The organism is Serratia sp. NPDC078593 (assembly GCF_050268245.1).
Lineage (GTDB): Bacteria > Pseudomonadota > Gammaproteobacteria > Enterobacterales > Enterobacteriaceae > JBNNGK01.
This window is the reverse complement of record NZ_JBNNGK010000015.1, coordinates 34,746-48,256: the sequence shown is the minus strand read 5'-3', so window position 1 is coordinate 48,256 and position 13,511 is coordinate 34,746. Positions and strand designations below refer to the sequence as shown.

Below are 13,511 nucleotides of genomic sequence, written 5' to 3'. Positions count from 1 at the left end.
CAACAACCGACAAAACTGCCACTAAAGCGATAAGGGCGCAGCATGCTGCGCCCTTTGTTCATTACATCACCAGACGACGGATGTCAGCCAGCATGTTATTGATAATAGTGATGAAACGCGCACCATCGGCACCGTCAATGACACGGTGGTCGAAGGAGAGAGACATCGGCATCATCAGACGCGGAACGAACTCTTTACCGTTCCAGACTGGCTCCATCGCTGACTTGGAGACACCCAGAATAGCCACTTCAGGCGCATTAACAATTGGCGCGAAGTGCGTTGTCCCGATACCGCCCAGGCTCGAGATGGTGAAGCAACCGCCCTGCATCTCACCGGCGGTCAGTTTACCGTCACGTGCTTTCTTGGAGATGGCCATCAGTTCACGAGACAGCTCGGTGATGCTCTTCTTGTTCACATCTTTGAACACCGGAACCACCAAGCCATTTGGCGTATCAACCGCGACACCCACGTTGATGTATTTCTTCAGCGTCAATTTCTGACCGTCTTCGGACAGAGAGCTGTTGAAGCGTGGCATTTGCTCCAACGCGGCTGCCACGGCTTTCATGATGAACACCACCGGGGTGAACTTCACATCCAGCTTACGTTTAGCCGCTTCTTCGTTCTGCTGCTTACGGAACGCTTCCAGATCGGTGATATCCGTTTTATCAAAGTGCGTAACGTGCGGGATCATCACCCAGTTACGGCTAAGGTTAGCACCCGAGATCTTCTGGATGCGGCCCATTTCGACTTCTTCGATTTCACCGAACTTGCTGAAGTCCACTTTCGGCCATGGCAGCATACCTGGCAGACCACCACCCGCAGCAGCAGGGGCAGACTCGGCACGTTTCACCGCGTCTTTCACGTAAGCCTGAACGTCTTCGCGCAGGATGCGGCCTTTACGACCGGTACCTTTCACTTTAGCCAGGTTTACACCGAATTCACGCGCTAAACGGCGGATAACCGGGGTAGCGTGCACATAAGCGTCGTTCTCGGTGAACTCGCCTTTGCTTTCTGCTTTGGCAGCAGGCGCAGCGGCTGGTTTTGACGCTGCCGGTGCCGCTTCTGCTTTTTGCGCAGGAGCCGCGGCAGGTGCAGCACCTTCCACTTCGAACACCATAATCAGCGAGCCGGTTTTCACTTTATCGCCGGTGTTGATTTTGATCTCTTTCACGGTGCCCGCAAACGGCGCTGGCACTTCCATCGACGCTTTGTCACCTTCTACGGTGATCAGTGACTGTTCAGCGGCAACCTTATCACCGACTTTGACCATCACTTCGGTCACTTCAACTTCGTCACCGCCGATGTCTGGTACGGCAACGTCTTTGGCCGCTGCCGCCGCTGGCGCTGCTGCCGGAGCCGCTTGAGTTTCAGCCGCTGCCGGTGCAGCAGAGCCGCCGCCTGCCACGTCGAAGACCATAATCAGCGAGCCGGTTTTTACCTTATCGCCAGTATTGATTTTGATCTCTTTCACGGTGCCCGCAAACGGTGCTGGCACTTCCATCGACGCTTTATCACCTTCAACAGTGATCAGCGATTGTTCGGCTTCAACGGTGTCACCCACTTTTACCAAAATTTCGGTCACTTCTACTTCATCGGCGCCGATATCCGGTACTTCTACATCTTTTGCTGCGGCAGCTGGCGCTGCTGCAGGTTTTTCTTCTGTTTTAGCCGCGGGTGCAGCCTGCGCTGCACCTTCTGCTTCGAAGATCATGATCAGTTTGCCGGTTTCCGTTTTATCGCCAACCGCAACTTTGATCTCTTTCACCACGCCAGCCTGTGGCGAAGGCACTTCCATAGACGCTTTGTCACCTTCAACGGTGATCAGCGATTGTTCGGCTTCAACGGTGTCGCCCACTTTCACCAGAATTTCGGTGATTTCAACTTCGTCTGCACCGATGTCCGGTACGTTAATTTCGATAGACATTCTTCTGTACCTCTTATGCCAGACGCGGGTTAACTTTCTCTGGGTTAATGTCGAACTTCTTAATTGCATCAGCAACGACAGAAGCGTCGATTTCACCGCGTTTAGCCAATTCACCCAGTGCTGCAACCACCACGTAAGAAGCATCTACTTCAAAGTGGTGACGCAGGTTTTCGCGGCTGTCTGAACGACCGAAGCCGTCAGTACCCAGTACGCGATAATCACTGGCTGGAACGTAAGTACGAACCTGTTCGGCGAACAGCTTCATGTAGTCGGTAGACGCAACCGCAGGCGCATCGTTCATCACCTGAGCGATGTACGGCACACGTGGCGTTTCGGTTGGGTGCAGCATGTTCCAGCGCTCACAGTCTTGGCCATCACGCGCCAGTTCAGTGAAGGACGTCACGCTGTAGATGTCAGAGCCCACGCCGTAATCATCAGCCAGAATCTTAGCCGCATCACGCACGTGACGCAGGATAGAACCTGAACCCAGCAACTGAACCTTACCTTTGCTGCCTTCCAGCGTTTCCAGCTTGTAGATACCCTTACGGATACCCTCTTCTGCGCCCTGCGGCATCGCTGGCATGTGGTAGTTTTCGTTCAGCGTGGTGATGTAGTAGTACACGTTCTCTTGCGCTTCACCGTACATACGCACCAGACCATCGTGCATGATAACCGCAACTTCATAGGCATATGCTGGATCGTAAGAGATACAGTTAGGGATAGTCAGCGACTGAATATGGCTGTGGCCATCTTCGTGCTGCAAACCTTCACCGTTCAACGTGGTACGGCCTGAAGTACCGCCAATCAAGAAGCCACGCGCCTGTTGGTCGCCCGCAGCCCAGCACAGATCGCCAATACGTTGGAAACCGAACATCGAGTAATAGATGTAGAACGGGATCATCGGCAGATCGTTGGTGCTGTAAGACGTCGCTGCAGCCAGCCAAGAAGAGGCCGCGCCCAGTTCGTTGATGCCTTCTTGCAGAATTTGGCCTTTCTCGTCTTCTTTGTAGTAAGCAACCTGCTCGCGGTCCTGCGGGGTGTACTGCTGGCCGTTCGGGCTGTAGATACCGATCTGGCGGAACAGACCTTCCATACCAAAGGTACGGGCTTCATCGGCGATGATAGGCACCAGACGATCTTTGATCGACTTGTTCTTCAGCATCACGTTAAGCGCGCGCACGAAAGCGATAGTGGTCGAGATTTCTTTGTTCTGCTCTTCCAGCAGGGAGCTGAAGTCTTCCAGAGACGGTAATTCCAACTGCTGCGTAAAGTTCGGCAGACGGCTTGGCAGGTAGCCTTCCAGCGACTGACGACGCTCATGCAGATATTTGTACTCTTCAGAATCTTTATCGAAGGTCAGGTACGGCAGTTTTTCGATATCAGCATCGGCAACCGGTACGTTGAAACGATCGCGGAAGTGGTGTACCCCTTCCATGTTCATTTTCTTCACCTGGTGAGCGATATTCTTACCTTCTGCGGTATCACCCATGCCGTAACCTTTGACGGTGTGCGCCAAGATAACGGTTGGTTTACCTTGCGTGTCCTGCGCTTTTTTCAGTGCAGCAAACACTTTCTTCGGATCGTGACCACCACGGTTCAACGCCCAAATTTCGTCGTCGGTCATGTCTTTGACCAGCGCAGCGGTTTCCGGGTAACGCCCGAAGAAATGCTCACGCACGTACGCACCATCTTTGGATTTGAAGGTCTGGTAGTCGCCGTCCAGCGTTTCGTTCATCAGCTGAACCAGTTTACCGCTGGTGTCTTTACGCAGCAGTTCATCCCAACGGCCGCCCCAAATCACTTTCAGTACCTGCCAGCCTGCGCCCGCAAAAATACCTTCCAGTTCATTGATGATTTTACCGTTACCGGTAACCGGGCCATCCAGGCGCTGCAGGTTACAGTTGATGACAAACACCAGGTTGTCCAGTTTCTCACGGGTAGCGATGGTGATCGCACCTTTAGATTCCGGCTCATCCATCTCGCCATCACCCAGGAAAGCGTAAACGGTTTGTGCTGAGGTATTTTTCAGGCCGCGGTGCTCCAGATACTTCAGGAACTTCGCTTGATAGATGGCGCTGATTGGGCCAAGACCCATAGACACGGTCGGGAACTGCCAGAATTCAGGCATTAATTTAGGGTGCGGGTAAGAAGACAGCCCGTTACCGTGAACTTCCTGACGGAAGTTATTCATCTGTTCTTCTGTCAGGCGGCCTTCAAGGAAGGCACGTGCATAAACACCCGGTGAGATGTGGCCCTGGAAGTAAACCAGATCGCCGCCATCTTTTTCGTTGCGTGCACGGAAGAAGTGGTTAAAGCAGACTTCATAAAACGTCGCGGAAGACTGGAAGGAAGCCATGTGGCCACCCAGATCCAGATCTTTTTTGGATGCACGCAGAACGGTCATAATGGCATTCCAGCGGATGGCGCTGCGAATGCGACGTTCCAGATCCAGGTTACCTGGATATTCAGGTTCGTCTTCCACCGCGATGGTGTTGACGTAGTTTTGCGCAGAGGCACCTGCCGCTACGCTCACACCGCCTTTGCGGGCCTGACCCAATACCTGATCAATCAGAAACTGAGCTCGCTCAACACCCTCTTCACGGATGACCGATTCGATCGCCTGCAGCCAGTCGCGGGTTTCGATCGGATCCACGTCATTGTTTAAACGTTCTGACATGGTGGTATTCCTTATCTGTCTAATGGTTTATTTGGAGCCTGTCTTCCTATGTTCTGCCGCCAAAACACACGAAGACAGGCTCATCAGTAATTCCCGGTGTATGACATGTGGCTGCATGTCGGCTGGCGTGACGCCATTGCCATCTCGCTACCACGCGAAATACGTTGGGTGTAGTTGCCGCTTTAAATGCTTAAATAAGCATTTCGGATCGCCTCACAAGCTGGTGTGCCTTGCGAAGACGCGTCCTTAATCCTTGCGCTGCTGGAGCCGCCGTAACGATCTCTCACGCCGAGTATGTTCCCGGCTGAGATCCAGCAAAATCTCCTCGATAAACGCCAAGTGACGGTGCGAGGCTTCGCGAGCCTTTTCTGGCTCACGTGCCACTATCGCCTCAAAAATCCCGGCGCGGTGGCTGCTCACTTTTGCCAACATTTCACGGCGCGAGTAGAGCAATTCAAAGTTCTGACGGACGTTTTGTTCCAACATCGGCCCCATACAGCGAAGCAAATGCAGTAACACCACGTTATGAGCCGCTTCGGTGACCGCGATCTGATACTGCATCACCGCATCCGCTTCAGCGTCGAGATCGCCACTTTCCTGAGCCTGCTGAATCACAATGTGGCAATCGCGAATGCGTTCCAAATCTTCATCCGTACCGCGCAATGCTGCGTAATAGGCAGCAATGCCTTCAAGCGCATGGCGCGTTTCGAGCAGATCGAATTGTGATTCTGGATGATCGGCCAGCAGTTCAGCCAACGGATCGCTGAAGCTTTGCCAAAGATTGGTTTGAACGAAAGTACCGCCGCCCTGACGACGCAAGAGCAACCCTTTTGCTTCCAAGCGCTGAATAGCCTCTCTCAGAGAAGGACGGGAAACATCAAACTGTTTCGCCAGCTCGCGCTCGGGAGGCAACTTTTCGCCTGGGCGCAACGTACCCTCGAGGATCAGATATTCGAGCTGTTGCTCGATGACGTCTGACAACTTAGGCTGGCGGATTTTGCTGTAGGCCATGAGTGATTTCTTCTCTGCGAATGGCGCGGAGTCAATTGGTAATACCAATTTCAAAAACGTGATGGTAAAGTAACAAAGTATTCACCTCCTGTCCATATGACCCTTGATCGAAATCAGGGACACCCGCACATTTTAACACCTCGAACGATACCCTGCTGCAAACTGGTAACCCTTCAGTGGTAATACCATTTACGTCATCAACGTGCGATTTAACGTTTAAGAAACCTTTGGTTAGGCAGACTGAACCGTGAATAGCGGAGTTTGATTGCAGACGTATTAAGCTTTGGTGAATATCCCTTCTTCTGGCAGCCGTGACATTAGTCACAATAAGACACAGGCCAGCCACGGGTTAAAGGCAATCGGTATGAAGATTACTGTGACTGATTGCTTATTTTGTGCAGCCTTCCCCCTCTTTGGTCACACAATCCGCATTTTGTCGCCTAAACTGCTGAAACCTTAACCACTCGCTGCATAAATCAGGTGCAAAGATTTTCGCTTAACATTATTCTTCTTCGAACGGTAGCTTTCCCGTTAAATCAACAAACACAACATTGTAAATAAAAAAATACACTAAGCGTATTAACAGCCTTACAGCCTGTGGGCATTCTGCAACGACAGAGGGGAAATTGATGGATGGTCAACAACAGGGCGACCAGCTGAAACGCGGCCTGAAAAACCGCCATATCCAGCTTATCGCCTTAGGTGGCGCTATTGGTACCGGGTTATTCCTCGGTATCGCACAAACAATAAAAATGGCCGGTCCGTCGGTCATTCTGGGTTATGCGATCGGTGGTTTTATCGCCTTTCTGATCATGCGCCAGTTGGGCGAAATGGTGGTAGAAGAACCGGTGGCTGGATCATTTAGCCATTTTGCCTACAAATACTGGGGCAACTTTGCGGGTTTTGCCTCTGGCTGGAACTACTGGGTGCTGTATGTTCTGGTCGCGATGGCGGAACTGACCGCCGTCGGCATCTATATACAATACTGGTGGCCGGAAATCCCTACCTGGGTGTCAGCGGCGGTCTTCTTCTTGGCGATTAACGCCATCAATCTTGCTAACGTCAAAGTTTACGGTGAAATGGAATTCTGGTTCGCCATTATTAAAGTGGTGGCGATTATCGGCATGATTCTATTCGGTGGTTATCTGCTGTTTAGCGGCATGGGAGGCCCGGAAGCAACCGTGACCAACCTGTGGGCACAAGGCGGGTTCTTGCCAAATGGCGTGATGGGGTTAGTCATGGCCATGGCGGTCATCATGTTCTCCTTTGGCGGTTTGGAACTGGTGGGCATCACCGCAGCAGAAGCCGATAACCCGGAGAAAAGCATTCCAAAAGCCACCAATCAGGTGATTTACCGTATTTTAATTTTCTACATTGGTTCTCTGACCATCCTGCTTTCCCTTTATCCCTGGGGCAAAGTGGTTGAAGGCGGCAGCCCATTCGTCCTGATTTTCCATGCGCTAAACAGCAATCTGGTGGCCAATGTACTGAATATCGTGGTGCTCACCGCCGCGTTGTCGGTTTACAACAGTTGCGTGTACTGCAACAGCCGTATGCTTTACGGCTTGGCCAAACAAGGAAATGGGCCAAAAAGCCTGTTAAAAGTCGATGGCCGAGGCGTACCGGTGATCGCCATCGGCATATCCGCCCTAGCGACCGCGTTCTGCGTGCTGATTAACTATTTAATTCCGGGGCGGGCTTTCGAATTATTGATGGCTCTGGTGGTATCTGCGTTGGTGATTAACTGGGCAATGATCAGCTTGGCGCACCTGAAGTTCCGCGCGGCTAAGAACCGTGAAGGCGTAACACCAAAGTTCAAGGCCTTCTGGTATCCGTTCAGCAATTATCTGTGTCTGCTGTTTATGGTCGGCATTTTAGTGATTATGTATCTCACGCCGGGGATTCAAATCTCTGTATTGTTGATTCCGGTATGGGTGGTAATACTCGCCATTGGCTACATGATTAAACAACGTAACCAACGATCGGCAAACAGCACAACTAATTGATTATATACACTTAATTAAGCCCGCACTGACATGCGGGCTTTTTCTTACCTGATGATTTTGCCAACTGCTTCACACTTCTCTTGCCGCGACACGTTTGTCCATCTCAATAACCATGAACTCCTGATGCCGCAGCATCAGGCAAGGTAATAATCATTGTCATTCAGTCTGATCCTGCCAGCGCGGAGAAAATGTCCATGAAGAGCACTGCACTTTCGATAAAAGAAAAGATCGGCTATGGCATGGGAGATGCCGGCTGTAACATGATTGGTGGTGCAATTATGTTATTCCTCAATTATTTCTACACCGATATTTTTGGCCTGACGCCGGCATTAGTGGGGATTTTGTTACTGTCGGTACGGGTAATTGACGCCGTAACCGACCCGATTATGGGCGCTATCGCCGATCGCACCCAAAGCCGTTGGGGCCGTTTCCGCCCTTGGCTGCTGTGGATTTCGCTGCCTTATGTGCTGTTTAGCGTCTTGATGTTTACCACGCCGGAATGGAGCTATAACAGCAAAGTGGTCTATGCCTTTGCCACTTATTTTCTGATGTCACTGACCTACACTGCCATCAACATTCCTTATTGTTCGTTGGGCGGCGTGATCACCGCCGATCCGCACGAACGCGTTTCCTGCCAATCCTACCGTTTCATCATGGTCGGTATCGCCACGTTAATCTTGTCGATGACGCTATTACCGATGGCGGAATGGTTTGGTGGCGATAACAAGGCACGGGGTTATCAAATGGCGATGGGCGTGCTGGCGCTGGTCGCGCTGGGCATGTTCTTGTTCTGCTTCGCTACGGTCAAAGAGCGTATTCGTCCGGCAGTGCCAACCCACGACGCATTGAAATCCGATCTGAAAGACGTATGGAAAAATGACCAATGGGTGCGGATCTTATTACTGACCTTCTTTAACGTCTGCCCCGGCTTTATCCGCATGGCGGCTACCATGTATTACGTCACCTACGTGATGCAGCAATCGGCATCCTTCGCCAGCTTGTTCATCAGTTTGGGCGTCATCGGTATGATGTTCGGCAGCGCGCTGGCCAAACCGCTCACCGATCGCTTCTGCAAGCTGAAAGTGTTCTTTTGGACCAATATCGTGCTGGCGATCTGCTCTTGCGGTTTCTATTTCCTTAACCCGCAGTTGACATGGCTTATCGTGGTGGCTTACTTCCTGTTGAATATCCTGCACCAAATCCCCTCCCCGTTGCACTGGTCACTGATGGCTGACGTCGACGATTACGGCGAATGGAAAACAGGGAAGCGCATCACCGGTATCAGTTTCTCGGGTAACCTGTTCTTTCTCAAAGTGGGGCTGGCCGTTGCCGGTGCAATGGTCGGCTTCTTGATGTCGTTCTCTGGTTACCAAGCCGATGCAGCCAGCCAAAGTGCCAGCGCCCTCAACAGCATCGTGCTGCTGTTCACCGTCATCCCTGGCATCGGCTATTTAATTACCGCAGGCGTCGTGCGGCTGCTGAAGGTAGACAGGAATTTAATGAAACAAATTCAGATCGACTTAGAAAAACGCCGTACCAATTATCAAGAGCTGGCTGAATACCGCGAGCAACAGCTTGAAGCCAAACATCCGTAAGGAATCTGAGATGAAACAGTACCCTAATCCATTAATTGAACAGCGTGCCGACCCATTTATCATTCGCCACAGCGACGGTTATTACTACTTTGTCGCTTCAGTACCGGAGTACGACCGGCTAGAGTTACGCCGTGCCACTAGCTTGTGTGCGCTAGCGCAGGCAGAACCTAAAGTCGTGTGGCACAAGCCGGCCAGCGGGCCGATGAGCGCTCTGATTTGGGCACCTGAACTGCATTTCATCGATGATAAATGGTATCTCTACTTCGCCGCCGCCCACAGCCCAGAAATCGCAGACGGCCTGTTTCAACACCGCATGTTTGCTTTGGAGTGTGACGCAGCAAATCCGCTAGAAGGTAAATGGCAGGAAAAAGGGCGTATTTACAGCCACATTGACAGTTTCTCGCTCGACGCCACTTACTTTTCCCACCACGGCAAACACTATTATCTGTGGGCGCAAAAAGATCCGGCTATTCGCGGCAACTCAAATTTGTATCTGGCTGAAATGGCTAATCCATGGACGCTGAAAGGCGAGCCGGTCATGCTGAGTAAACCGGAACTCGCATGGGAAGCCAAAGGATTCTGGGTTAATGAGGGGCCTGCGGTAGTGGTACACGGTCAGCGAATTTTCATCAGTTATTCCGCCAGTGCGACCGATGAAAACTACTGTATCGGCCTGCTGTGGGCAGATATCGACAGCAACCTACTTGATCCCCGCCAATGGCATAAGTCGCCGCAGCCAGTGTTTTGCACCAGTTATGAGCATCATCAATACGGTCCAGGGCATAACAGTTTCACCGTTGACGAAAACGGTAACGATGTGCTGGTTTATCACGCGCGAAATTACACTGAAATTGACGGTGACCCGCTTTATGACCCCAATCGGCATACGCGCATTAAACCATTAGCATGGAGCGATGACGGTATGCCCCTATTTGGCATACCGCCAGCCGATACGCTTTAACCCCCGACTGTCACGGCGTTTTCATTACACGCGCCGTGACAGGTTGCAATTGTGCCAAAACCATCCTTAACTTCTATATCGTTTCCCTCCCCCAGAGTTATGACACTCACGAGAATAATCAACATGGTGACAGGTATTGTGATCGCCGCCGCCGGGCAAGGTAAACGGTTTATTCAGGCGGGCGGCAAAGGTAACAAGCTGAATGCGCCATTGGGGGAAGTGACAGTGTTTGAACAAACATTGCAACACGCCTTGGCGTCTTGCTTACCCGTGCATGTGGTTACTCGGCCAGAAAATAGCCTGCTGCAAAACGTTTGCACTGAGTACCACGTCAATTTCACTCTGCTAGAGAGTCACGGGTTAGGCGATTCCATCGCCGCAGGCGTAACCGCCACAAAAGAATGGGACGGTTGGCTGATTCATTTAGCAGATATGCCGTTTGTGACACCGCAGATATTTATTCAGACGGCGGCGGCATTGCGGCAACATGCGATCGTGCGTCCTTGCTTTAACCAACAACCGGGGCATCCGGTCGGGTTTTCTGCCGCGCTACATAAGCCGCTGTGTGCGTTGCAAGGCGATGACGGCGGGTATTCCATACTGAATGGCCGACGGGTATATCTGTTGCCGATTTATTTGGCGGAGATGGTGCAAGATATTGACCTGCCGTCACAGTTACCAGCCAGCGAGTAAAGCGCCTATGCAGCATCTTGATATTAGCGTAGTCAGCCAGTCTATTAGCTGGCTTATGCAACAGCCCGTCTGGTTTTGTACTGTGTTGAACACCTATGGCTCGTCACCGCGTTCCCCAGGTGCGCTGATGGCCGCGATCGGTAATGGGCATTATTGCGGTTCATTATCCGGCGGCTGTGTGGAAGAAGACTTTTTACAACGCATCGCTACCGGCGAATATCAAGCTGCCAGCCAGGTGGTACGCTATGGTGAAGGCGGCCTGACGCCCAACGTGGCGCTGCCCTGCGGCGGCGTGCTCGAGGTGCTGATTGAGTACTTACCGGCTGGTGATGACAGTATTGCCTATCTGGCGCAAATCGCAGCCGCGTTAGATGGCCATCACGCGCTGCTCAAGCGCCTGCGCCTGCCTGATGCCTGTACAACGTTAGCCACCAGCGATTTCACTAGCGCCACCCGAGTGATACGGCAAGGAAATGACATTACCTTATACATTGCCGCCGCGCCGCGCCTGCTTATCGCAGGGCTTTCAAACGTGGCGCTGTTTTGTGCCGACTTCGCCAACGCGCTTGGTTTTGAGGTCATTGTCTGCGAAAGCCGCCCCGAGGCATTGGAAAACTTCGCGAGTCAGCTAAAACCCAATATCACATTGCTACAGCAGTTCCCGGCTAAGTTCATCGAAGAAGGCGGCTGTCATGCCAACACGGCAGTAGTGGCGCTAACCCACGATCCACTCATGGACGATCTAACCCTGATGGAAGCGATACATACGCCTGCTTTTTATATCGGCGCCATGGGGTCGCAGCAAAATAGCACTCGCCGCCGCCAACGCCTGCGTAAGATCGCCGAACTCTCTCCACAGGAACTGAGTCGTATTCATGCTCCGATCGGTTTGCCGCTAGGCAGTAAAACCCCGGCCGAGATTGCTCTGGCCGTGATGGCGGATATCGTGCAACAAAAAAACCGCGCAACCGCCGTCTAATCGCAGTTACGCCTATAAACACAGCCTTGCCCCTTTCCTTTTCCATAAAAAAACTGATAACGATTACATGATAAATTCATCATATTAAAGTAAATTAGCAATTGATATTAAAGAAAATTATAAAAACTCAATGATGCTAAATTAATAACAATCAGCTAAAAATGTAATCGATTACATTAATGTGATCCGGCGCACTTTTACCTTCACGCAGGTTCCATAACATAGCCTTAAAGCCGTTTACCCAGTTTTATATGGAGGCGTTATGACGACAACTACCGCAGGCAAGGGGCGCTCCCCTGCGCAACTGACCTTCTTTGTCTGTTTTTTGGCTGCGCTAGCTGGTCTGTTATTTGGGCTGGATATTGGTGTGATCGCCGGTGCATTACCGTTTATTACTGATGAATTCCAAATAACGTCACAGCAACAAGAATGGGTAGTCAGCTCAATGATGTTCGGCGCGGCGGTCGGCGCAGTTGGCAGTGGCTGGCTGTCTTATCGATTGGGGCGTAAATACAGTCTAATGATCGGTGCCGTGCTGTTTGTCGCCGGTTCACTGTGCTCGGCCTTCGCCCCCAATGTTGATGTGTTGCTGGTTTCTCGCGTGCTGTTAGGCTTAGCGGTCGGTATTGCCTCGTTCACCGCTCCGTTATACCTCTCTGAAATCGCGCCAGAACGTATTCGTGGCAGTATGATTTCAATGTACCAATTGATGATAACCATCGGTATTCTGGCCGCCTATCTGTCAGATACCGCATTCAGCTACAGCGGCTCATGGCGCTGGATGCTCGGCATTATCACCCTTCCGGCATTACTGCTGTTAGTCGGCGTGTTCTTCCTGCCGCGCAGCCCACGCTGGCTGGCATCACGCGGGCGAGATGTCGAAGCGCACAAGGTATTGGAAATGCTGCGAGACACCCGCGAACAAGCCAAAGCCGAGCTGGACGAAATTCGTCAAAGCCTAACGATCAAACAAAGTGGCTGGACATTATTCAAGAACAACAAAAACTTCCGCCGTGCGGTATACCTTGGCATTTTGTTACAAGTGATGCAGCAATTCACCGGTATGAATGTGATCATGTATTACGCACCCAAGATCTTCGATCTGGCCGGTTTTGCCAGCACGGCACAACAAATGTGGGGAACGGTCATCGTCGGGTTGGTTAATGTACTCGCAACCTTTATCGCCATCGGATTAGTAGACCGTTGGGGGCGCAAGCCAACGCTGAAGCTGGGTTTTCTGGTGATGGCAATCGGCATGGGCATACTCGGCACCATGATGAATGTCGGCATGGTGACACCTGCGGCGCAATACTTCGCTGTCCTGATGTTACTGATGTTTATCGTCGGTTTTGCCATGAGTGCAGGCCCGCTGATTTGGGTACTCTGCTCCGAGATCCAGCCGCTAAAAGGCCGAGATTTCGGCATTACCTGCTCTACCACGGTGAACTGGATTGCCAATATGATCGTGGGCGCAACCTTCCTGACCATGCTCAACAGCTTGGGCAGTGCACACACCTTCTGGGTTTATGCAGGCTTGAACCTACTCTTTATTTTCCTGACCATTGCTTTGGTTCCTGAAACCAAAAATATCTCACTGGAACATATCGAACGCAATTTGATGGCGGGAAAACCGCTACGCGAAATGGGATCGCGTTAACGCGGTTT

General features: G+C 51.7%; 9 protein-coding genes. 6 read left to right on the top strand and 3 right to left on the bottom strand.

What is annotated here, in order from left to right; all coding sequences use genetic code 11:
- Positions 1-61: 61 nt before the first annotated feature.
- From aceF to pdhR, 3 genes are all read right to left on the bottom strand, one after another.
- Positions 62-1,924, bottom strand: a complete 1,863-nt coding sequence (aceF, locus tag ACQKDS_RS15780) for a pyruvate dehydrogenase complex dihydrolipoyllysine-residue acetyltransferase (RefSeq protein ID WP_399672448.1) — start codon at positions 1,922-1,924, stop codon at positions 62-64.
- Between the two features lie 13 nt (positions 1,925-1,937).
- Positions 1,938-4,601, bottom strand: a complete 2,664-nt coding sequence (gene aceE, locus ACQKDS_RS15775; RefSeq protein WP_399672450.1) for a pyruvate dehydrogenase (acetyl-transferring), homodimeric type — start codon at positions 4,599-4,601, stop codon at positions 1,938-1,940.
- Positions 4,602-4,847: 246 nt separating this feature from the next.
- A complete protein-coding gene (gene pdhR, locus ACQKDS_RS15770) occupies positions 4,848-5,612 on the bottom strand; it encodes a pyruvate dehydrogenase complex transcriptional repressor PdhR (RefSeq protein WP_399672452.1) in 765 nt (254 codons plus the stop codon).
- A gap of 629 nt (positions 5,613-6,241) precedes the next feature.
- On the opposite strand from pdhR, the gene ACQKDS_RS15765 reads away from it, so the two are divergent.
- The 6 genes from ACQKDS_RS15765 (at position 6,242) to ACQKDS_RS15740 (ending at position 13,503) form a co-directional block, all read left to right on the top strand.
- Positions 6,242-7,618: an amino acid permease gene (locus ACQKDS_RS15765; RefSeq protein WP_399672454.1), complete on the top strand. Its 1,377-nt coding sequence runs from the start codon at positions 6,242-6,244 to the stop codon at positions 7,616-7,618.
- Between the two features lie 194 nt (positions 7,619-7,812).
- Complete coding sequence (locus tag ACQKDS_RS15760) at positions 7,813-9,213, top strand: glycoside-pentoside-hexuronide (GPH):cation symporter (RefSeq protein ID WP_399672456.1); 1,401 nt, start codon at positions 7,813-7,815, stop codon at positions 9,211-9,213.
- A gap of 10 nt (positions 9,214-9,223) precedes the next feature.
- A complete protein-coding gene (locus tag ACQKDS_RS15755; protein ID WP_399672458.1) occupies positions 9,224-10,174 on the top strand; it encodes a glycoside hydrolase family 43 protein in 951 nt (316 codons plus the stop codon).
- A gap of 123 nt (positions 10,175-10,297) precedes the next feature.
- On the top strand, positions 10,298-10,867 hold the full coding sequence (locus ACQKDS_RS15750; protein WP_399672460.1) for a nucleotidyltransferase family protein: 570 nt from the start codon (positions 10,298-10,300) through the stop codon (positions 10,865-10,867).
- Between the two features lie 7 nt (positions 10,868-10,874).
- A complete protein-coding gene (locus ACQKDS_RS15745) occupies positions 10,875-11,846 on the top strand; it encodes an XdhC family protein (protein ID WP_399672462.1) in 972 nt (323 codons plus the stop codon).
- A gap of 262 nt (positions 11,847-12,108) precedes the next feature.
- Positions 12,109-13,503, top strand: a complete 1,395-nt coding sequence (locus tag ACQKDS_RS15740) for a sugar porter family MFS transporter (RefSeq protein ID WP_399672464.1) — start codon at positions 12,109-12,111, stop codon at positions 13,501-13,503.
- The last annotated feature ends 8 nt before the right edge of the window (positions 13,504-13,511 follow it).

Excerpts from the sequence above, each read along its gene's own strand:
- pdhR (WP_399672452.1), bottom strand. The coding sequence starts at position 5,612 with ATGGCCTACAGCAAAATCCGCCAGCCTAAGTTGTCAGACGTCATCGAG.
- ACQKDS_RS15740 (WP_399672464.1), top strand. The coding sequence starts at position 12,109 with ATGACGACAACTACCGCAGGCAAGGGGCGCTCCCCTGCGCAACTGACC.
- ACQKDS_RS15765 (WP_399672454.1), top strand. The coding sequence starts at position 6,242 with ATGGATGGTCAACAACAGGGCGACCAGCTGAAACGCGGCCTGAAAAAC.
- ACQKDS_RS15745 (WP_399672462.1), top strand. The coding sequence starts at position 10,875 with ATGCAGCATCTTGATATTAGCGTAGTCAGCCAGTCTATTAGCTGGCTT.
- aceE (WP_399672450.1), bottom strand. The coding sequence starts at position 4,601 with ATGTCAGAACGTTTAAACAATGACGTGGATCCGATCGAAACCCGCGAC.
- ACQKDS_RS15750 (WP_399672460.1), top strand. The coding sequence starts at position 10,298 with ATGGTGACAGGTATTGTGATCGCCGCCGCCGGGCAAGGTAAACGGTTT.
- ACQKDS_RS15755 (WP_399672458.1), top strand. The coding sequence starts at position 9,224 with ATGAAACAGTACCCTAATCCATTAATTGAACAGCGTGCCGACCCATTT.
- ACQKDS_RS15760 (WP_399672456.1), top strand. The coding sequence starts at position 7,813 with ATGAAGAGCACTGCACTTTCGATAAAAGAAAAGATCGGCTATGGCATG.
- aceF (WP_399672448.1), bottom strand. The coding sequence starts at position 1,924 with ATGTCTATCGAAATTAACGTACCGGACATCGGTGCAGACGAAGTTGAA.